Genomic DNA, 19,033 nt, shown 5'->3' with positions numbered 1-19,033 from the left:
TGCATATCCCTGAACGGACCGGAGCCATGGTAGATTTCAAGGGGCTTGAGACATTCCTCTGGGTGGCGGCCCTTGGCAGCTTTCGGGGGGCCGCGCAGAAGCTGAACACGACGCAGCCCGCCATCTCGCACCGCATCGCGCAGCTTGAGGCCGAGGTTGGCGCGAAGCTTCTCAGCCGCGAAAGCCGCAACGTTGCCCCCACACTGCGCGGGCGGCAACTACTGGTCTATGCCGAAAAGATCCTTGCCATGCGGGCCGAGATGCTGGCCAGCCTGCGCGACGCCGAGGCGGTGCGCGGTGTGATCCGGCTGGGTGTGGCCGAAACCATCGTGCACACATGGCTTCCTGATTTCATCAAGGAAGTGCATCGCATCTATCCCAATCTGTCGATCGAGATCGAGGTGGATATCTCGCCATCCCTCCGCGCCCGCCTGCTGGCGCAGGAGGTGGATATCGCCTTTCTGCTGGGGCCCTTGTCCGCGCCCTTGCTGCGCAACCGGCTGCTGTGCGAATACCCCGTTGGTTTCATCGCAAGCCCCGCCCTCAAGGTGCCGAACCCGGCGGATGTGCGCGATCTGGCGCGGTTTCCGCTGATCACCTTCGCGCGCAAGACACAGCCCTATGAGCAGGTGAAATCCCTGTTTAACCGCCCCTATCTGCCCCCGATCAACCTGCATGCAAGTGCGTCCATGGCGACAGTCGTGCATCTGGCGACCGAAGGTATCGGGATCGCCGTGATCCCGCATGAGCTGGTCGAGGCGGAACTGCGTGACGGCAAGCTGGAGCGGATCCAGACCGAAGTCACGATGCCGCCGCTGTCCTTCTGCGCCAGTTGGCTGGAAAGCCCCGACACCCTTGCCGTCGAACTGGTGGTCGAGATTGCCGCACGGATGGCCAGCACATGGAACGAGCCCGAGGCGGCGGCCTAATTGTCGCCCCCCGAGGTCCGCGCCGTCAGCCTGACTCCTTCGGCGACACGCGCGCCGGGATAGGCGACAACGGATTGCCCTTCGGTGATACCGGACAAGACCTGCACCCAATCTGCGGTCATGCGGCCAGTCTCTACCGTCTGCAATTCCGCGCGCCCGTCCTGCGCCACGAAGACGGCCCATTGCCCATCCTGCCGGAACAGCGCCGACCGAGGCACCTGTAACACCGCCGGGTCCGACCAGACGACAAGGCGGACATAGACACGGTAACGGTCGCCCAGACCGATGCGCGCCTCAGGCGGGGTCAGGATGTCCAGCGCAAGACGCACACGCTGTTCCTCGATCCCCAAGGCCGACACGCGCGTGAAGGCGGATGGGTCGATCCGGCGCACTTCGGCCTCGATCACGCCCTCGCCGCCCCAGCGTTCGACATGGGCGCGGGTCCCGGGTGCGATGCCGATCGTGTCAGCCGACAGAAGATCCACCTCGATCTCCAGATCGTCCAGATTACCGATACTCACCAGAGGGCTGCCAGCCTGCACCAGTCGCGCGTTCAGATCAGCCACCTCCAGCACGGTGCCGGACAAGGGGGCGGTGATACGAATGCAGCAATCCGCAGGGGTCCGGTCGGGGTCCTGCGCTTCGGGGCCCATCAGTTGCGCGCGCGCACGCTCCAGTGTGGCGCGCGTCAACTCAAGCTCGGCTTGTGCCGCCTCACGCGCGGCACGGGCGGATGCGGCGGCCTGCGCGCTGTTTTCCAGCATTGTAACCGATACCGTGCCGCGCGCCGCCAGCGTGCGGTTCCGGTCAAAATCCGCCTCGAAATGCTCCAGTTCCACCTCTGCGCGGGACAGTTGCGCCTCGGCCAGGCGAACGGCGGCCTCGGCCTCGGTCACGGCGGCTTCGGCGAGACGCCGGGCGCGGGCATCCAGAAAGGCGGGCTCGGCCGGTTGGATCACGGCGATGACCGTTTCGCCGTCCACGACCCTATCTCCCACCTCAACCGGAGAGCGTGTTGTGTTGCCGGTCACCGGCGCGGTCACCTGCCATGGGTCGCGAACGCGGGTGATCCCTTCGGCAGTCACCGTCACCTCCATCGGGGCGACGCGTGCCGCGACAAGATCGACTGCGACGGGCTGTGGCAGCAAGGCCCAGACCAGTGCTGCGATCAGCGCCAGACCCACCATTCCGGCAAGGATCATTCTGACATATCGGCCCATGGTCATTCCTTCTGCTTCAACGCGGTGACGATGTCGATCCGGTCCAGCCTGCGCCGCACCAACAGGACCGAGGCAAGCGCGGCTGCCAGCACGGTCAGCGCCGATTGCGCATAGGTCGCCTGAGAGATCACCAACGGCAGGCTGATGATGTCGGTCGAGAAACCTTGCGTCATCAACCGGGCGAACCCGTATCCCGCCACCCATCCGACCGGAACCGCGACAACCGTCAGCAGCATCTGTTCGGCCACCAGAACATAGCCAACCTCTGCACGACGAAAGCCCAGCACACGCAAACTCGCCAGTTCATGCGCGCGCTCCGCCAATTGGATGCGCGCTGCATTATACACCACGCCAATGGTGATCAGCATGCCCAAGGCCGAAAAGATCAGCGTCATGGTGATCAGGCTTTCGTTCATCGTCGCCTCCATCGCACCGCGCACGTCCGCCCACAGGGTAAAACCAGCGGCTGCGGGGGTCTCTTTGATCTGCGCCTGCAGAGCGGACAGGGACGCCATGTCGATCGCCAGATTCAGCATGTTCACCTGAGGTGCCTCATTCATCAGCGCAAAAAGCGCGCTGCGGTTCATCTGCACATCCTGCCCCATGCTTTGCCGGATGATGCCCGTCACAGTCACGTCCCACGGTGCGCGCGGCGGTGCCAGCAGTTCGATCCGCACCCTGTCGCCAAGGCGCAGGCCCAGACCATCGGCCAGAGCCTCGGGCAGCGTCACGCCACTGTCTGGCAAGGGGATCGGTCTGCCGTCATCATCCAGAACACGGGTCAGCCGCGCTGCGGGGTCTCGGGCCATCAGGCTCACCAGCTTGGATCTGGAACCATGGCCAAGGCGGATCGGGACGGCATAGACTCCCTCTGCCAGCAAAACGCCGGGCAGGGACAGGGCGTCCAGCTCTGCCCGCTCACCCACCGCGCGGTGCAGCAGAAGCGTTGCATCCTGCCGGTTCGCCTTGTCGAAGATATCCTCCATCACCACGTCGATGATGTCGAAGGTCACGAAGGATGCGACCAGCACCGCGACCGACCCCGCCACCCCGAACAGGGTCACCGCCGCGCGACCCGGCCAACGGCTCAGCGACCGCAGGATCATCATCGTCGTCTGGCGCAGAGCAAGAGCCGCCCCCAGATCGCCCACCCAACCGCGCCGGAACACAGGCGGCGCAGGGGGTGACATCGCCACTGCCGGTGCAAGACGCACAGCCGCTGCCACGGCACGCACAGCACCGATCACAACCGCCGCCAAAGCCAGCAAGCCCGAGACAACCAAAGGCGCGGCACCGGGACGATAGTCCAGCCACGGGAAACGGAAATACTCGGTATAAAGCGTCGTCATTGCATGCCCCAGCCACCACCCCATGCCCCAACCGATCAGCACGCCCAGCACGCCGATCCCGATGGTCATCTTCAGGTAATGCAACACGATCTCTGCCGTGGCATAGCCGATGGCCTTGAACAGGCCGATCTGTTGCCGCTCCAGCGCGATCAGGCGACCCAGCACCATATTCACCAGAAAAGCCGACACGATCAGAAACACCGGCGGCAGCACCCGTGCCATCGCCCCCAACTGGGTCAACTCACCTTCGATGAAGACATGCGACATCTGCCGGTCGCGACCATGGGCCCCGGTCCCGCCATAGGGGGCCAGTATCCTGTCCAGTTCCGCGATCACCGACTCGGTATGCGCTCCGCGCGACAGGCTCAGTGTCAGATCATTGAACGCGCCGTCCAGGTCAGAGGCCGCCGCCGCCGCCGGCTCCCGCATCCAGATCAGTCCGAAGTGAGTGTCATCCGGCATCATCGCGCCGGGGCCGATCGTGTAGATATACTCGGGCGTCAGCAGATGCCCAGTCACCACCAGCGTTCGCAACCGCCCGTTCAGCACCGCGCGAAACCTGTCACCGGGCTGCAAACCGTTGGCCTGCGCGAAAGGCTCGGACAGTGCCACCTCGTCGGGTTGCAAAGGATCTGGCAGCCGTCCCGAGCGCAACAGCGGCAAGTTCAGCGCCGGCTCACCCAAGGCCGGCAACGAGATCACGCGGGCCGAAGCCGGTTCTGCCATGCCTTCCAGATCCAGCATGGCGGTAAAGACGATCCGCGCCTCGACCTGCGCCACCCCGTCAATCGCGGCGATCCGGGGCAGCAAACCCAGCGGAGCGCGCGTGGCACTGGCAAAGACATCCGCAAAGCGATGCCGCTCGTAATAGGCGTCGCGCGTTTCGGTGAGGGAACGTTGCGTGCCGGTGGACAGGACCAACACCATCACCCCACAGGCCAGCACCAGCGCAATGGCAAGCGCTTGGGCCCAGATCGTGCGCAGGTCACGCAGCACCTTGCGATCCAGCGCCCGCATCACCAACTGACCTCGGCCGGTGCCATCGGGGAAGTGTTCTCCTCGACCCGCGCAATCCGGCCATCGGCCATATAGATCACGCGATGCGCAATGCGGCGGATCTCGGCATTATGGGTGATCAGCGCCGTCGTTGTGCCCAGATCGCGGTTCACCTCGACCAAGGCCTCAAGCACGGTCACACCTGTCTTGCTGTCCAGAGCGCCAGTGGGTTCGTCACACAGCAGGATCTCGGGCCGTTTGGCGATGGCACGGGCGATGGCGACCCGCTGCTGTTCGCCACCTGACAGCTCGGACGGGAAATGATCCAGTCGCGCCGCCAGCCCCACACGCTCCAACGCTTCTTCGGGCCGCATGGGGTGATCCGCAATTTCCGTCACCAGCGCCACATTCTCGCGCGCGGTCAGGCTGGGCACCAGATTGTAGAACTGAAAGACAAAGCCTACATGGGCGCGACGAAAGGCCGTCAAACCCGCATCCCCGAGTGCCGTCAGATCCTGATCGCGGAACATCACGCGCCCCGACGTGGGCTGATCCAGCCCGCCAAGAATGTTCAGCAGCGTGGATTTTCCCGAGCCCGACGCCCCCAAGAGAACCACGATTTCCGACTGATAGAGCGTCAGCGACACCCCGGCCAGAGCATGGACGGCCAAAGCCCCCGTGCGGTAGACCTTGGTCACCTCCTCTGTCGTCAGGATCGGCAGTCGCGCTGTTGGGGCCGGTGTCATCCGCTAAGATTAGCATGAACACCAGCAAGACAGTTTGATCTGTCGCAAGGTCCAACCTGCAACGATCGGGTTCGCTCTGGCAACGCCGGCAGGACTTGAATCCGAAATCAAGCCGTCAGGCAGAGACCGATGAACCCTATGGCTAACTCAGTTCAAGCCCGTGTGAGCGGCAGAGTTCGGCATGGGCCTGTTCCATGCCCGCAAATTCAGGATGCGCGGGACCAAGGTTTTCCTGTTGCCACCAATCGTCGTCAAGATTGTACAATTCTGTCGTGCCGTCATTGTAACGGACAAAACGGTACTTGCCCTTGCGGATGGAAGAGCCATGCGTATTGAAGGTGCCGACAGCACGGTTATGATCGGCGTCCTTTCCGTTTATGACGGGTCGCAACGACCGGCCGAGAAGATCCGGCTGCGGCGGTAGACCCGCGTAATCCAGAACGGTTGGGCCAACATCCAAAAGTGCGACGGGCTGATGCACAACCCGGGGCTCGGGGTTCTCGGGATCGTATATGATCAGCGGGACAAGCGCGCACTGTTCATAGAGCGTCGATTTGCCAAACCGCCCGTTCTCGCCCAGATGGTGACCGTGGTCGGTCAGCACAATAACAACTGTGTTGTCGGCATGCGGGGAGGCCATAAGTGCATCCCAGACAGTGCCCAGGTGGTAGTCCCCATGGCTGAACGCCGAGAAATAGTTGCGAACGCTTTTGCGCCAGTTGCGCCTGTTTCCGGTCTTGAAGTTCTTGCTGACAGTCTTTTGGGCAGTGTCGCTACGCTGAAATTCGTTTTCCCACGCAGGCGGGTAATGAAAATCCGTAAAATTATACATTTGCTTGAATCGCTGCGGAGTGATGAATGGACTATGGGGACTAAAGAATCCAACCTCACGATAGAATGGCTCGTCGCGGTCGTAGTTTTGAATGAAATCGGAAAACGACTTTGAACTGTGCGCGTCATAGTAGCTGACGTCGTCCTTCGGGTCAGTGTTGTAGGTCCCGCCGCCATTCCCTCCATTGCTGGACTGAGCGATCTCTTGGCGCAATTTCAAATCAATGGGAAATCGTTTGGGTTGGTCAGAGTATAGAATGTCATGGACTTCCTTTGGCAGGGGCTTAAATCCGTGATGCACCTTCCCGCCCGATGAACAGAAGTATCCGTCATCCTTGAGGCGGCACTGCCACATGCTGCGGGGTTCCAGAATCTCAAAAGCTTTGGTCCGATTGCCATACACGCCAGTCTGGGGCGGGGGCTTGCCAGACATGAAACTGGCCCGCGACGGACCGCACAACGGAGATTGGCAATACGCGGCATGGAAAGCGGTAGAGACTGCACAAATTCTATCCAGATTTGGTGTCTGCAAGCGGATGCCGAACAATTCCTTGTAGTGCCAAAAGGAAAATGCATCATCCAAACTGATTAAAACTATGTTCTTTTTATGATTTTGCATGGGTTTTCCAAAAAGGCTGCAATAACTACGCTGTTCAGGGCTCGATTTTTACACCCAGAAGGGAAGAGTGCGCAAGACGACGCCACGCCCAGGATCAATGCCGAAGAGACGCCTCATAGCTTTTGTGCAACAGTAGTGACCAAATGGTTGGAACGCCCTACGAACCCGCTGAAAGCGTTGTAAAACTCCCGACAGTCAGGAAGTTCTGAGGCCGTATGTAATGCAGACAATCTATCAGACCCGGTATTCTTTCTTTCATCCATCTCCTGGCTGGCGGTCGACGGCAAGTAAAGAGAAAGATCTTTTGTTTGACGCAGCCAGGTTGGAGCGACGCTCCTATTTCTTTGAGAAAGTCACACTCCGGTCACTGGCCGATCAGAGCGATCCGGACTTTGTTCTGAATGTTCTCGCGTCCGAGGATATGCCTGCCCCGTTTGCACGCCGCCTGACCGAGGCATGCAAGGATGTTCTGGGGGAGCGCGCCCACATTGTTTTCGGATCATCTGACGCCCCTGCGCGCGTGCACTTTCGGACCTATCTCTGGGGGCATCACAGCGCCGAGCCTTGGTGCACACAGGTCGTTCTGGATGATGACGACGCCTTGGCAATTGATTTCAACGAAAGGCTCAAGGCAGAGGCGGAGGCGGTTGTAAATCTCAGATCACGCGGCGAAAAGTTCGGTTGCATTTCATTTGCCAACGGTCTTACGGCAATTTTTCGGGGTGGCACTCTGGAAATGCACCGCCTGAGCAAACCTGCGATTAACCTTGGTTTGGCTATCGTTGCCCCATCAAACTCTCGATACAATTTGTTCGACATTTCGCATAACAATGTGCCAAGAGAACGTCCAACACGCGTGATTTATTCAAGAACGCCTTACTATATTCGGGCACTGCACGACGATAATGACAGCCGCGGACGCTATCAGGAAGATCCGGTTTCACCAGACGAGGTTGTAAAGTATTTTCCGCTGCTAAAAGATCTTGTCACCGAGTGGACGGTGCGGGAGTGTCAATAAAGCTGAAGGGCGCGGTTTGCCAGTTCCATGAAACATCCTTTGTTTGTGCCTGAACTGATCTTTTCTTTCGAAACAGAAGGTGAAGATAAGTTATTTCTGCAAGCTGAATGACTTTTTGACTTTGCGCCTTAATGCCAAGTCTGAAAGTGCAGAGAACGAATTGTCGGTGAAGCAACGTGAACAGCGCTTGGCTGCGGTCGGAGACCTTGCCCTCTGTCACGACGTCTGCGATCCTTCGACATGCACAACTTTCCGGCGCCGGTGATCCTTTGGGTAGGCCACTCAGAACTTTCTGCCGCCGCTCAATCTGCACAGGTTAGTCCATAAATCCGTCTGAAGCCTTCAACTTGCGGAAAGACGAACGGACGTTCCCGCGGCCGCTTTCGCAAGCCCCAAAAAAACGTCATACTCTATCGGGCTTTTTGGTGACCCCGGCAGGACTTGAACCTGCAACCTGCCCCTTAGGAGGGGGCTGCTCTATCCAGTTGAGCCACGAGGTCACGCAAAAGCGTCTTACTCCGGCTTGCGTGCTTGAACAAGTCCGGCGCTTGGCGCAAGGTTGTGAGAACAGACCCTTCAGGAACCTCTCACTTGAGCCGCACAGACCACCGCCCGTTGACCCTTCGCGATGTTTCCGAGGCGTCGGGCGTCTCTGAAATGACCGTCAGCCGGGTGCTGCGCAACCGTGGCGATGTCTCGGATGCGACGAGAGACAGAGTGCTTCGCGCGGCCAAGGCGCTGGGCTATGTGCCCAACAAGATTGCCGGTGCGCTGGCCAGCCAGCGGGTCAATCTGGTCGCGGTGATCATCCCCTCGCTGTCGAACATGGTCTTTCCCGAGGTCATGACCGGGATCAGCCGCGTGCTGGAAGATACTGACTTGCAACCCGTCGTGGGTGTCACCGATTACCTGCCCGAGAAAGAGGAGAAAGTCCTCTACGAGATGCTGTCGTGGCGGCCCTCGGGTGTGATCATCGCGGGGTTGGAACATTCCGACGCCTCGCGTGCGATGCTGCGCGCCTCGGGTATTCCGGTGGTCGAGATCATGGATACCGACGGCACGCCGGTCGATGCGATGGTCGGCATCTCGCACCGTCGCGCCGGGCGCGAGATGGGCGAGGCGATCCTCGCCGGCGGCTATCGCCGGATCGGCTTTCTGGGCACGCAGATGCCGCTGGATCACCGCGCACGCAAGCGCTTTGAAGGCTTCACCCAGGCTTTGGCCAAGGGCGGAGTCGAGATGGCGGATCATGAATTCTATTCCGGCGGCTCGGCCCTCGCCAAGGGACGCGAGATGACTCAGGCCATGATGGCGCGCAGCCCTGATCTGGATTTCCTGTATTATTCCAATGATATGATCGGGGCAGGTGGCCTTTTGTGGCTGCTGGAGCAGGGCTACGACATCCCCAACCGCATCGGTCTGGCCGGGTTCAACGGGGTCGAGCTTTTGCAGGGCTTGCCGCGCCGACTGGCCACGATGGATGCCTGCCGGGCCGAGATCGGTCGCCGTGCGGCCGAGATCATCGTCGCACGCACGCGCGGTGAGATGGTTGAGACCTCCGTGGTGCTGAAGCCCCAGATCAGCCATGGCGACACCCTGCGCCAACCCTGACGGATGAGCGTTCCCCTTCTGTCCAACGCATTGGCGCGCCGTGTTTTTCTTGAGCGCCATGCCCTGAGTGGCACCGCCTCTGCCCCCGGCAGCGAGGGGCTTGCCGCACTGATCACCCGGCTGGGATTCGTGCAACTGGACAGTATCGCCACGGTCGAACGGGCGCATCACATGATCCTGTTCGCACGGCGCCCCTCCTACCGGCCTGCCAATCTGGATCATCTGCTGGAACGCAAACGGGCACTCTTCGAGCATTGGACCCATGATGCCGCCGTGATCCCGATGGACTTCTATCCGCATTGGAAACTGCGCTTCGCCCGCGATGCGCAGAACCTGCGCGGGCCGTGGCAACGCTGGCAGCGGCATGATTTTCTGCAGCGGACCACGGCGGTGCGCGATCACATCGCGCGCCATGGCCCGGTCTGTTCCGCCGACCTGCGCGGGGATACGCCGCGCAAGGCGGGCGGTTGGTGGGATTGGCACCCGGACAAGACCGCGCTCGAGTACCTCTGGCGCTGCGGGGATCTGGCGGTGACCAAACGGGAAGGGTTTCAGAAATTCTACGATCTGGCCGAGCGTGTGATCCCCGATGCCCAGCGGGCGATGCAGCCTGATCCGGCCCAGACCGTCGATTGGTGCTGCACGGCAGCCCTTGACCGGCTGGGCTTTGCCACACCGGGCGAATTGGCCGCCTTCTGGGCGACGATCACCCCCGCCGAAGCGCGCGCTTGGTGCCATGACGAGGCGCGCGCGGGTCGTCTGGTCGAAGTGGCGGTCCAGGGCGCGGATGATAGCCATCGCCACGCCTTTGCCCGGCCCGATGTGCTTGAGGCCGCGACCGCCGCGCCCGAGCCGACCGGGCGACTGCGTGTCCTCAGCCCCTTCGACCCCGCGATCAGGGATCGTAACCGGGCCGAGCGACTGTTCGGCTTTCGCTACCGGATCGAAGTGTTCACCCCGGCCGCAAAGCGACAGTTCGGATACTATGTCTTTCCTTTGCTGGAGGGCGCGCGTCTGGTGGGACGGATCGACATGAAGGCCCATCGCAACGAGGGTGTTCTGCGCGTCACGGCCCTGTGGCCCGAAGCAGGGGTGGGATGGGGCAAGGGCCGTCAGGCCCGGCTTGAGGCGGAACTGCAGCGCATCGCCCGTTTCGCCGGATGCGACCGGGTCGAGTGGTTGCCCGGGTGGCGGCGCGATGCGATCTGACGCCCTGCGATGTGGCGGTGTCAGCTTTTGGATATTTATGGCAAGGAGAAGCAGGGCCGATCACAGCACCTTGATCACGTCCTTGTCCACCGCCAGCATATAGCCGCGCCGCGCGATGTTCTTGACCAGAAGCTCGCTCACCATCTGGTTGCCCAGCGTGTCACGCAGACGCTTGATCCGGGTGGCGCCCGCCGCCTCGTCACAGTCGGCGGCACTGCGGCCCGACACGATCGCCTCGATCTCGGCGCCCGACAGCACATCGTCATCAAGCCGCGCCTCGGCCAGAACCGAGAGGGTTTCCATCGCGGCATCCGTCAGTTTGAAGCCCATGTTGTTCAGATAGACGGTGTTCTCTTCGCGGCTGATCAGCAAGGACGAGACCTGTATTCCCGAACTCTCGATCTGCGCCATGCGGCGGTTCAGACCCACCAGCATGGCCAGTAGCAGCAGCGCCGCCACCAAAAGCGCACTGGCAAAGACCAGCAGCACGAAAATCGCAACACGGTATGAGGCGAGCGTTTCCGAAAAGGCGGTCCCGCTCTGCGCCAGTATCTCAAGCAGCTTGATCTCGGCCTCTGTGGTCAGGTCGTCATTCTCTACGAACAACCGCTCAACCTTCATGTTGAAGGCATTGGCATCTGGAAGGTTCCGGAACAACAACACGGCCGTGACCGCAAGGATCGCAACGATCCCGGCCAGCCCCAGCGTGACGATCCGGTTGCCCGCGCGCCGCGCCTCAGAAGCGGAGGAAATATTGTCCTGCACTGCGCTGTCTTTCCTCAAGCCCGGATCTGTCGAACAGGGATACAACGTTCAGAAGGGTCCAGCCATTCCGTTCCAGGCGCGCCGCGATCTCGGCGCGCGCGTCGGCAGCATTGCAGGGACCGGCGACCTGCACCACACCATAGTGCAACCGCAGCGGATTGTCGCGCTTTGCCTTGTAGTCGGCAAAACACTCGGCAGCGCTTGCCGTCGAGGCAAGGCAGAGAAGCATGGCTGTCACCAGCAAGGGGCGCATGTGTTTCATGTCGGCAAGAATGCGCCGCCCTGCAGAGCTATTCAATATCCATGGGGGTTTGGCCCCTCTGTTATCGGATAACCGGGCGGCGATATTGCCTGTCTCGCATTGGTGCCGACAGTCTTGGGCAGACCACCCGCCGACGGGTGGATGCCTTAGTCCCGTTCAACCACATGTCACATCCGGAAAGGAAACAGCATGGCCCGGAAATTCATCGCTTCAATTCTGACGGCCGCCGTCATTGTCACCGGCCTCAACGCAGCCCCGGCGCAGGCCACGGATATCCGCGATCTGGCCGGAGCCGCCGCCGGCATCGCGGCCGTGGCGATCATCGCCAATCAGCTCAACAAGCAGCGCGACCGCAATACAGAGACCTATTCCAGTCGGAACACACTGGGTCAGATCCTGGCTCCTCAGCGCAATGTTCCGCAATATGGCTATGGTGAGCAACAGTATGGCTATGGCGGCCAGCATTTCGTGAAACCGCGCCCCCTGCCTGACCGTGTGGCGCGCAGGGCGCTGCCGGCAGCCTGCCTGCAAACGGTCGAGGACAGGCGTGGGCGTGCGGTCAACATCCTTGGCCAGCGCTGCCTTGAAAACAACTTCCGTGGCGCCCGCAACCTGCCGCAGTCCTGCGCAGTGGACATCCGGTCGAACCGGGGCTGGCGCAGCGCCTATGACGCCAATTGCCTGTCCCGCGCAGGCTACAGCATCGCCCGCTACTGAGGCGAGCAGAGGGTCCGGGCAACGCTCCCGGCACCGGACAGGGGGCAGCGCAAGCGGCCCCCTTTTCCATTGCCAACAGAGGCGATCTGCGGTTTCTGGCTGGTCATGACCATGCCTGATTTCAGTTTCGAAGCCGCGCTGCTGGCGCAAGACCTGTCCTGCATCGCAGGCGTGGATGAGGTCGGTCGCGGCCCGCTGGCGGGGCCGGTCACGGCGGCAGCGGTCGTGCTTGATCCCGCGCGCCTGCCCGAAGGGCTGAACGACTCAAAGGCACTCAGCCCCAAGCGACGCGAAGGGCTGTTGCAGGCGATCATTGACAGCGCTGCGGTCTCGGTCGCACATGCCAGCGTCGAGGAAATCGACAGCCTGAACATCCTGCGCGCCAGCCATCTGGCCATGGAACGTGCCGTCGCCGGTCTGCCCCGCCAGCCCGATCATGTGCTGATCGACGGTAACCTGATCCCGCGCGGTCTGCAGTTGCCCGCGACAGCCATCGTCAAGGGCGACGCGCGCAGCCTGTCGATTGCCGCCGCGTCGATCGTGGCGAAAATCACCCGCGACAAGATCATGTGGGATTTGGCGCAACAGTTCCCCGGCTATGGCTGGGAGACGAACGCGGGCTATCCATCAAAAAGTCACAGGTTGGCGTTGCAAGATCTTGGGCTGACCCCTCACCATAGGCGTTCGTTCAAACCCGTGCACAATATCTTGTATCAACATAAAAATATAAGTGACTGATTCAAAAAAGAAATTGACCGCGAATCGCCTTTGACTCATCTTTGACCTCAACCACAGAGCGCAAAAAGCGCCGGGGCAGAGGCAGAGAATGACGATAAAAACAGACGCGAAGGGTGCAGCCACGCTGCCCCTTAACACGATCCTTGGCGGTGATTGCATCGAGGTGATGAACAGCCTTCCCGAAGGCTCGGTGGATCTGATCTTCGCGGATCCCCCCTATAACCTGCAACTCAAGGGCGACCTGCATCGGCCTGACAACTCGCTGGTTGATGCGGTGGACGATCACTGGGACCAGTTCGACAGCTTTGCTGCTTATGACAAGTTCACCCGCGACTGGCTGACAGTGGCGCGTCGCCTGCTCAAGCCGAATGGCGCGATCTGGGTGATCGGGTCCTATCACAACATCTTCCGCGTCGGGGCCGCGATGCAGAACGCCGGGTTCTGGTTGCTGAACGATGTGGTCTGGCGCAAGTCGAACCCGATGCCCAATTTCCGCGGCAAGCGATTTACCAACGCGCATGAGACGATGATCTGGGCCAGCAAGTCGGAAGGTGCAAAATACACCTTCAATTACGAGGCGCTGAAATCTCTCAATGACGGCGTGCAGATGCGCAGCGACTGGGTCCTGCCGATCTGCACCGGGCATGAGCGGCTCAAGGACGACAACGGCGACAAGGCCCATCCGACGCAGAAACCCGAAAGCCTGTTGCACCGCGTGATCGTCGGTTCGACCAATCCGGGCGATGTGGTGCTGGACCCGTTCTTCGGCACAGGCACGACCGGGGCTGTCGCCAAGATGCTGGGCCGCGAGTATATCGGGATCGAACGCGAAGAGGCGTATCGCCGCGTCGCCGAAAAGCGCCTGTCGAACACCCGCAAGTTCGACCGCGAGGCATTGCAGGTCTCGACCTCGAAACGCGCCGAACCGCGCATCCCCTTTGGCCAGCTGGTCGAGCGCGGCATGCTGCGACCGGGCGAAGAGTTGTGGTCCATGAATGGCCGCTTCAAGGTCAAGGTTCGTGCCGATGGCACGCTGATCGGGGACGATATCAAAGGCTCGATCCATCAGGTCGGCGCCCATCTGGAAGGCGCACCCAGCTGCAATGGCTGGACCTATTGGTGCTTCCGTCGCGATGGTCAGACCATCCCGATCGACCTTCTGCGCCAGCAGATCCGCGCCGAGATGGAAAACGGCCCCAGTTGATCCAAAGGCTTACCCGAACACCGCCGGTGTTCATGGCCTGACATCATGAACACCACACTGCTCCGCCATATTTCGGCGGAGCTTTTTTGCCTTTCACGCCGACCCTTCTGCCGTCATCGCGGCGGTGGGTTCAGCGCCTTGTTATAGGGTTTCCAGTCGGTGACCTCGGGGTAATACATCTCGCGCCAACGCTGCACGCGCGGGTTCATCACGCGCCGCCAGACCGGCGGCATCATCGCCGCCATCGTCATCAGGGGATAGCCATAAGGAAGCTGCGGCGCCTCTGCATCCGTATAGTTTTGCAGCAGGGGAAATCGCCTGTCGGGTTTGTAATGATGATCCGAATGGCGTTGCAGATTGATCAACAACCAGTTGGACGCCTTCTGCGCGGCATTCCAGGAATGCTGCGGTTTGACATGCTCATACTTGCCATCGCCCAGATGCTTCCGGGTCAATCCGTAATGTTCGATGTAGTTCACCAATTCAAGCTGCCAGATCGCGATCCATGCCTGCCACAGGAACAGCGCCAGCCCGGCCCACCCGCCCAGAACAAAAGCCAAAAGCAGCATTGCGCCCTGCAACGCCCAATAGCGGAAAAACGGGTTGGACAGATGCGTCCACGGCAGATTCCGCCGCGCCAGCATGTCCCTTTCCGCCACGAAGGCCGAGACAAGCGATTGCCGTAGCACGCGCGGGAAAAACCGATGGAACCCCTCGTTATAGCGCGCCGTGACCGGATCGCGCGGGGTGCCGACATGACGGTGATGCACCAGCAGATGTTCGGACCGGAAATGCGAATACATCACCATCGCCAGCAGCAGATCGGCCAGCCTGCGTTCGGTGTTGTTCTTCTGGTGCATCAGCTCGTGGCTGTAATTGATGCCGATCGTGCCGGTAATGACCCCCACGCCAAAGAACAGCACAATCTTTTCCAGACTGGACAGATGCCCGGTATGGCTCACGTACCAGATCAGGCCGAACAGCGTGACAAACTGCACCGGTGCCCAGATCAGCGTGATGGCGCGATACCAAGTCAGCCTGCTCTCTTCGGTCGCCGGGTCGGCGTTCTCGGTGTTCAACCCCAGCACAGCATCCAGCAGCGTGAAGAAATACCATGTCAGGATTGGCAGCAGGATAACCGTCCAGCCACCCTGCACCGCGCCCAGCCATGCGACCGGAATCAATCCCAGCGACAACCAGAAGGGCAGCGCGCGGCTGATGCGGGTGACATGATCGGCGGGGATGAACTGGGACATGGGCGGCTCTGTCAAAACATTCACGGGTTACATAACAGCGTCGAAGGCGGGTCGTGCAAGGTCAAAGACCTTTCGCATGACCGTCGGTAGATCGGAAGGCCGAAAGGCGGCAGGATCAAGGAATTCACCGGTTTCAGGGTCACTGCCTGTCCCGACGGTCGCGATCCTGATCTCCAGCAGCAGATGGAAATGAGTGAAGGTATGCCGCGCCTCGGCATCAAGCGTGGTCCAGTCCGCCACCATCGGCGGAATCGCAGAGGGCGTCCCTTCGATCCAGTCGCTACCGGGCCAACCCAGCATCCCCCCAAGAAGCCCCCGATCCGGGCGGCGCTCCAGCAGCCACGCCCCATCGGTCCGCCGCGCGACATAAGCGATGCCGCGCCGCACAGGTTGCGTCTTTTTCGGTGTCTTGCGCGGCAGGTCTGCGGCGGTGCCTGCGGCCCGCGCGCGGCAGGGACCACGCCATGGGCATATCCCGCAGGCCGGATTGCGCGGGGTGCAGATCGTGGCGCCAAGGTCCATCACCGCCTGCGCGTAATCGCCCGGTCGCGCCGCCGGGGTCAACGCAGCGGCGGCGGCGGTCAATGCGGGCTTCGCGGCGGGCAAGGGCGTGTGGATGTCATGCAGTCGTGCCATGACGCGTTCCACATTGCCATCGACCACGGTTTCCGCCCGCCCAAAGGCAATCGACGCAATGGCAGAAGCCGTATAGGGCCCGATGCCCGGCAGGGTCAGCAACCCATCGCGTGTGGCAGGAAACTGGCCGCCATGATCCGCGACAACCGCGCGCGCGCATTTCAGAAGGTTGCGGGCGCGGGCATAATACCCAAGCCCCGCCCATTCTCCCATGACCTCGCCATCGTCGGCTGCCGCCAGATCGGCGACTGTCGGCCAGCGTGTGGTGAAACGGTGGAAATAGGCCTTCACCGCCGCGACGGTGGTTTGCTGCAACATCACCTCGGACAACCAGATGCGATAGGGATCGGGGCGGACACCGGCACGGCTGTCTTCGGGTGGTACACGCCACGGCAGGGCGCGGGCATGGCGATCATACCAATCCAGCAGGCTGGCCGGCAGGTGTCCGTCCGTTGCATCCGGCTGAGTCGCGTCACGCAATCTTTATCCCCCTTGATCCGCTTATTGGCTGGCATCGGGCCATATGCCTACTAGAATAGGGCAAGCTTCAAGGATGCAAGACATGGCCGCCCGGCGACCGACAGCATATCAGTTCACCCGCGCGGCAACCCTGCTTCAGGGCCAGATCCGGCGTGCCGGGGAATCGCGCGGTTTCGCTGTCACGCGCCTTCTGACCCATTGGCCCGAAATCGTGGGCGAGGATATCGCCCGCATCGCGCGGCCCATCGACGTCTCTTATGGGCGGCAGGGCATGGGGGCCACGCTGTCCGTGCTGACCACCGGCGCGCAGGCGCCGATGCTGGAAATGCAGAAGGAACGCCTGCGCGAGAAGGTGAATGCCGTCTACGGCTACAACGCCATTGCGCGCATCCGCATCACCCAGACCGCGCCCACCGGCTTTGCCGATGGTCAGGCCGATTTCAGCCATGCGCCGAAACCACGCCACGACCCCGCCTCTGATCCTGTGATCACCCGCAGCGCCGCAGCCGTGGCCGAAGGGGTGGGTGACGAAAAACTGCGGGCAGCGATTGAATCACTGGCCCGGAACGTTCTATCCAAGTCGAAACATTAGGTTTGCCCGGCCGCAGTGCCGTGTCAGCCGTGAAGGAAAGGTAAGACACATGAACCGCAGAACCGCCCTTGTCGGCATTTCCGCCCTTGCTCTCGCCGCTGGCGGCTGGTCGCTGACGCGGCCCTCGACCGGAGCCATGCCGGATCTGGGCATGGCCAATGCACAGACCGCCGAGATCGACACCTCGGGCATCGTCGAGATGGTCATGGGGTCCGAGGATGCGCCGATCACGATGATCGAATACGCCTCCTTCACCTGTCCGCATTGCGCGACCTTCCACAAAGGCCCGCTCAAGCAGTTGAAGGCCGAGTATGTCGATACAGGCAAGGTGCGGTTCATCTACCGTGATGTCTATTTCGACCGCTTCGGCCTCTGGGCCGCGATGGTCGCGCGCTGCGAGCCGTCCAAGTTCTTCGGTATCGCCGACCTGCTTTACGAGCAGCAGTCCGAATGGATTGCAGGCGGCGGCGATCCCGCCCTGATCGCCGAGAACCTGCGCCGCATCGGGCGCGTCGCCGGGCTTGAGAATGAGCAGCTTGAGGCGTGCCTCGCCGATAACGAGACCGCGCAGGCGATGGTCGCATGGTATCAGGCCAATGCCGAAGCGGATGACGTGAACTCCACCCCCACCCTGATCATCGACGGCGAAAAGCATTCCAACATGCCCTATGCCGATCTCAAGGCCATTCTGGACGAAAAACTGGGTGAATGATGGAAGCCCCGCTTGCCGGCCTGAAGGTCGTTGAACTGGCCCGTATTCTGGCTGGCCCCTGGGCCGGTCAGACGCTGGCCGATCTTGGGGCCGAGGTGATCAAGGTCGAAGCCCCCGAAGGCGATGACACCCGGCAATGGGGACCACCCTTCATCGAGCGGGACGGGGACAGGTCCGCCTCGTATTTTCATTCCTGCAACAGGGGCAAATCCAGCGTCACGGTGGATTTCCGCACCCCCGAGGGGCAGGAGCAGGTCCGCGACCTGGTGCGCGGTGCCGATATCCTGATCGAGAATTTCAAGCTGGGCGGTCTGGTCAAATACGGGCTGGACTATGCCAGCCTGTCGGCGATCAATCCGGGGCTCATTTATTGCTCGATCACCGGGTTCGGGCAGACTGGCCCTTACGCGCACCGGGCGGGGTATGACTATATCATTCAGGGCATGTCCGGGCTTATGTCGATCACAGGCGAGCCGGACGGGCAGCCGCAGCGGGTGGGCGTGGCGGTGACGGATATCTTCACGGGGGTCTATTCCGTGGCCGGTATCCTTGCCGCGCTCTACCAGCGCAGCCGGACGGGGCGGGGGCAGCAGATCGACATGGCGCTGATGGATGTGGCCGTGTCGGTCACGGCCAATCAGGCGATGAACTATCTGACCACCGGGACGCCGCCGGGGCGGACGGGGAATTATCATCCGAACCTGACGCCCTATCAGGTGTTTGATTGCAAGGACGGGCATATCATCATCGCCACGGGCAATGACGGGCAGTATCAGCGGCTGTGCCAGCTTTTGGGGCTGGACTGGATGGCGACTGATCCGAAGTTCCTGAAGAATGCCGACCGGGTGGCGAACCGGCCCGAGATGATCGCGCTGCTGAGCGGCGAGACCGCCCGGCGTAGCAAGGCCGATCTGCTGGCGGGCTGTGAGGCCAGCGGGATCCCGGCGGGGCCGATCAATGACATGGCCGAGGTCTTTGCCGACCCGCAGGTCATTGCGCGGGGGATGAGGATTGAACCCGGCGGCATTCCGGGCGTGCGGGGGCCGATCCGCTTTTCCGAGGCCGAGCTGGCGCTGGACCGGCCCGCGCCCAAGCTGGGGCAGGATAACGCGTGCTGAGGTGTTGTCCCACCGTGGGACATTT

18 protein-coding genes and 1 tRNA gene are annotated in these 19,033 nt (G+C 61.6%); 10 read left to right on the top strand and 9 right to left on the bottom strand.

Going from position 1 to position 19,033, the window contains the following annotated elements:
* Positions 1 to 26: 26 nt before the first annotated feature.
* Positions 27 to 929 (top strand): LysR family transcriptional regulator, encoded by a 903-nt coding sequence (locus PVW27_RS04730; RefSeq protein ID WP_274555580.1) that lies wholly within the window; start codon positions 27 to 29, stop codon positions 927 to 929.
* Here the strand turns inward: PVW27_RS04730 and PVW27_RS04725 are convergent.
* The 4 genes from PVW27_RS04725 to PVW27_RS04710 form a co-directional block, all read right to left on the bottom strand.
* Entirely contained in the window at positions 926 to 2,149 is a 1,224-nt protein-coding gene (locus PVW27_RS04725) for an efflux RND transporter periplasmic adaptor subunit (protein ID WP_274555579.1), read from the bottom strand. The two genes, PVW27_RS04730 and PVW27_RS04725, sit on opposite strands and share 4 nt — an antisense overlap.
* Positions 2,150 to 2,151: 2 nt before the next feature.
* Entirely contained in the window at positions 2,152 to 4,515 is a 2,364-nt protein-coding gene (locus PVW27_RS04720) for an ABC transporter permease (RefSeq protein ID WP_274555577.1), read from the bottom strand.
* Positions 4,515 to 5,240 carry an ABC transporter ATP-binding protein gene (locus PVW27_RS04715; protein ID WP_274555576.1) on the bottom strand — a complete coding sequence of 242 codons (726 nt, stop codon included), beginning with the start codon at positions 5,238 to 5,240 and terminating at the stop codon, positions 4,515 to 4,517. The genes PVW27_RS04720 and PVW27_RS04715 overlap by 1 nt, the downstream gene beginning before the upstream one ends.
* 142 nt (positions 5,241 to 5,382) lie before the next feature.
* Complete coding sequence (locus PVW27_RS04710) at positions 5,383 to 6,690, bottom strand: sulfatase-like hydrolase/transferase (protein WP_274555575.1); 1,308 nt, start codon at positions 6,688 to 6,690, stop codon at positions 5,383 to 5,385.
* A 220-nt stretch (positions 6,691 to 6,910) separates the two neighbouring features.
* On the opposite strand from PVW27_RS04710, the gene PVW27_RS04705 reads away from it, so the two are divergent.
* Positions 6,911 to 7,708: a glycosyltransferase gene (locus PVW27_RS04705; RefSeq protein WP_274555574.1), complete on the top strand. Its 798-nt coding sequence runs from the start codon at positions 6,911 to 6,913 to the stop codon at positions 7,706 to 7,708.
* A gap of 423 nt (positions 7,709 to 8,131) precedes the next feature.
* Here the strand turns inward: PVW27_RS04705 and PVW27_RS04700 are convergent.
* Positions 8,132 to 8,208, bottom strand: a tRNA-Arg gene (locus PVW27_RS04700).
* A gap of 91 nt (positions 8,209 to 8,299) precedes the next feature.
* Here PVW27_RS04700 and PVW27_RS04695 point away from each other — a divergent pair.
* Both PVW27_RS04695 and PVW27_RS04690 read left to right on the top strand, forming a co-directional pair.
* The gene (locus PVW27_RS04695) at positions 8,300 to 9,319 is read left to right on the top strand and encodes a LacI family DNA-binding transcriptional regulator (protein WP_274555572.1); all 1,020 of its coding nucleotides are present in this window, start codon (positions 8,300 to 8,302) and stop codon (positions 9,317 to 9,319) included.
* A 3-nt stretch (positions 9,320 to 9,322) separates the two neighbouring features.
* Entirely contained in the window at positions 9,323 to 10,528 is a 1,206-nt protein-coding gene (locus PVW27_RS04690) for a winged helix-turn-helix domain-containing protein (protein WP_274555570.1), read from the top strand.
* 60 nt (positions 10,529 to 10,588) lie between these two features.
* Here PVW27_RS04690 and PVW27_RS04685 read toward each other — a convergent pair whose 3' ends face one another.
* Complete coding sequence (locus tag PVW27_RS04685) at positions 10,589 to 11,293, bottom strand: winged helix-turn-helix domain-containing protein (protein WP_274555568.1); 705 nt, start codon at positions 11,291 to 11,293, stop codon at positions 10,589 to 10,591.
* Positions 11,265 to 11,555 carry a hypothetical protein gene (locus PVW27_RS04680; RefSeq protein WP_274555567.1) on the bottom strand — a complete coding sequence of 97 codons (291 nt, stop codon included), beginning with the start codon at positions 11,553 to 11,555 and terminating at the stop codon, positions 11,265 to 11,267. Before PVW27_RS04680 ends, PVW27_RS04685 begins: the two co-directional genes overlap by 29 nt.
* A gap of 189 nt (positions 11,556 to 11,744) precedes the next feature.
* Between PVW27_RS04680 and PVW27_RS04675 the strand changes: the two genes are divergently transcribed.
* The 3 genes from PVW27_RS04675 to PVW27_RS04665 all read left to right on the top strand — a co-directional run bounded on the left by PVW27_RS04675 (position 11,745) and on the right by PVW27_RS04665 (position 14,214).
* Positions 11,745 to 12,272, top strand: a complete 528-nt coding sequence (locus PVW27_RS04675) for a hypothetical protein (protein WP_274555565.1) — start codon at positions 11,745 to 11,747, stop codon at positions 12,270 to 12,272.
* Positions 12,273 to 12,377: 105 nt separating this feature from the next.
* A complete protein-coding gene (locus PVW27_RS04670) occupies positions 12,378 to 13,010 on the top strand; it encodes a ribonuclease HII (RefSeq protein ID WP_274555563.1) in 633 nt (210 codons plus the stop codon).
* 88 nt (positions 13,011 to 13,098) lie between these two features.
* Entirely contained in the window at positions 13,099 to 14,214 is a 1,116-nt protein-coding gene (locus PVW27_RS04665; protein WP_274555561.1) for a site-specific DNA-methyltransferase, read from the top strand.
* Between the two features lie 113 nt (positions 14,215 to 14,327).
* Here PVW27_RS04665 and PVW27_RS04660 read toward each other — a convergent pair whose 3' ends face one another.
* Together PVW27_RS04660 and mutY are read right to left on the bottom strand one after the other, a co-directional pair.
* Positions 14,328 to 15,470: an alkane 1-monooxygenase gene (locus PVW27_RS04660; RefSeq protein WP_274555560.1), complete on the bottom strand. Its 1,143-nt coding sequence runs from the start codon at positions 15,468 to 15,470 to the stop codon at positions 14,328 to 14,330.
* A 27-nt stretch (positions 15,471 to 15,497) separates the two neighbouring features.
* Positions 15,498 to 16,586: an A/G-specific adenine glycosylase gene (gene mutY, locus PVW27_RS04655; protein WP_274555558.1), complete on the bottom strand. Its 1,089-nt coding sequence runs from the start codon at positions 16,584 to 16,586 to the stop codon at positions 15,498 to 15,500.
* Between the two features lie 82 nt (positions 16,587 to 16,668).
* Here mutY and PVW27_RS04650 point away from each other — a divergent pair, with 82 nt between their 5' ends.
* From PVW27_RS04650 to PVW27_RS04640, 3 genes are read left to right on the top strand one after another with little or no spacing between them, the layout of a single operon-like run.
* Complete coding sequence (locus PVW27_RS04650) at positions 16,669 to 17,178, top strand: DUF721 domain-containing protein (protein ID WP_274555556.1); 510 nt, start codon at positions 16,669 to 16,671, stop codon at positions 17,176 to 17,178.
* A gap of 49 nt (positions 17,179 to 17,227) precedes the next feature.
* Positions 17,228 to 17,890 carry a DsbA family protein gene (locus PVW27_RS04645; RefSeq protein WP_274555554.1) on the top strand — a complete coding sequence of 221 codons (663 nt, stop codon included), beginning with the start codon at positions 17,228 to 17,230 and terminating at the stop codon, positions 17,888 to 17,890.
* On the top strand, positions 17,890 to 19,008 hold the full coding sequence (locus tag PVW27_RS04640) for a CaiB/BaiF CoA transferase family protein (RefSeq protein ID WP_274555804.1): 1,119 nt from the start codon (positions 17,890 to 17,892) through the stop codon (positions 19,006 to 19,008). The genes PVW27_RS04645 and PVW27_RS04640 overlap by 1 nt, the downstream gene beginning before the upstream one ends.
* Positions 19,009 to 19,033 lie beyond the last annotated feature (25 nt).

The sequence above is a fragment of the Seohaeicola sp. 4SK31 genome (genome assembly GCF_028802875.1).
In the GTDB taxonomy this organism is placed as follows: Bacteria; Pseudomonadota; Alphaproteobacteria; order Rhodobacterales; family Rhodobacteraceae; genus Seohaeicola.
Note: the sequence above shows the minus strand (reverse complement) of the source record. Positions and strands in the feature narration are given on the sequence as shown.

What these genes read in the sequence shown, in the direction of transcription:
- PVW27_RS04730 (WP_274555580.1), top strand. Translation starts at nt 27, where the DNA reads ATGGTAGATTTCAAGGGGCTTGAGACATTCCTCTGGGTGGCGGCCCTT.
- PVW27_RS04725 (WP_274555579.1), bottom strand. Translation starts at nt 2,149, where the DNA reads ATGGGCCGATATGTCAGAATGATCCTTGCCGGAATGGTGGGTCTGGCG.
- PVW27_RS04720 (WP_274555577.1), bottom strand. Translation starts at nt 4,515, where the DNA reads ATGCGGGCGCTGGATCGCAAGGTGCTGCGTGACCTGCGCACGATCTGG.
- PVW27_RS04715 (WP_274555576.1), bottom strand. Translation starts at nt 5,240, where the DNA reads ATGACACCGGCCCCAACAGCGCGACTGCCGATCCTGACGACAGAGGAG.
- PVW27_RS04710 (WP_274555575.1), bottom strand. Translation starts at nt 6,690, where the DNA reads ATGCAAAATCATAAAAAGAACATAGTTTTAATCAGTTTGGATGATGCA.
- PVW27_RS04705 (WP_274555574.1), top strand. Translation starts at nt 6,911, where the DNA reads ATGCAGACAATCTATCAGACCCGGTATTCTTTCTTTCATCCATCTCCT.
- PVW27_RS04690 (WP_274555570.1), top strand. Translation starts at nt 9,323, where the DNA reads ATGAGCGTTCCCCTTCTGTCCAACGCATTGGCGCGCCGTGTTTTTCTT.
- PVW27_RS04680 (WP_274555567.1), bottom strand. Translation starts at nt 11,555, where the DNA reads ATGAAACACATGCGCCCCTTGCTGGTGACAGCCATGCTTCTCTGCCTT.
- PVW27_RS04675 (WP_274555565.1), top strand. Translation starts at nt 11,745, where the DNA reads ATGGCCCGGAAATTCATCGCTTCAATTCTGACGGCCGCCGTCATTGTC.
- PVW27_RS04670 (WP_274555563.1), top strand. Translation starts at nt 12,378, where the DNA reads ATGACCATGCCTGATTTCAGTTTCGAAGCCGCGCTGCTGGCGCAAGAC.
- PVW27_RS04665 (WP_274555561.1), top strand. Translation starts at nt 13,099, where the DNA reads ATGACGATAAAAACAGACGCGAAGGGTGCAGCCACGCTGCCCCTTAAC.
- PVW27_RS04660 (WP_274555560.1), bottom strand. Translation starts at nt 15,470, where the DNA reads ATGTCCCAGTTCATCCCCGCCGATCATGTCACCCGCATCAGCCGCGCG.
- PVW27_RS04650 (WP_274555556.1), top strand. Translation starts at nt 16,669, where the DNA reads ATGGCCGCCCGGCGACCGACAGCATATCAGTTCACCCGCGCGGCAACC.
- PVW27_RS04645 (WP_274555554.1), top strand. Translation starts at nt 17,228, where the DNA reads ATGAACCGCAGAACCGCCCTTGTCGGCATTTCCGCCCTTGCTCTCGCC.
- PVW27_RS04640 (WP_274555804.1), top strand. Translation starts at nt 17,890, where the DNA reads ATGGAAGCCCCGCTTGCCGGCCTGAAGGTCGTTGAACTGGCCCGTATT.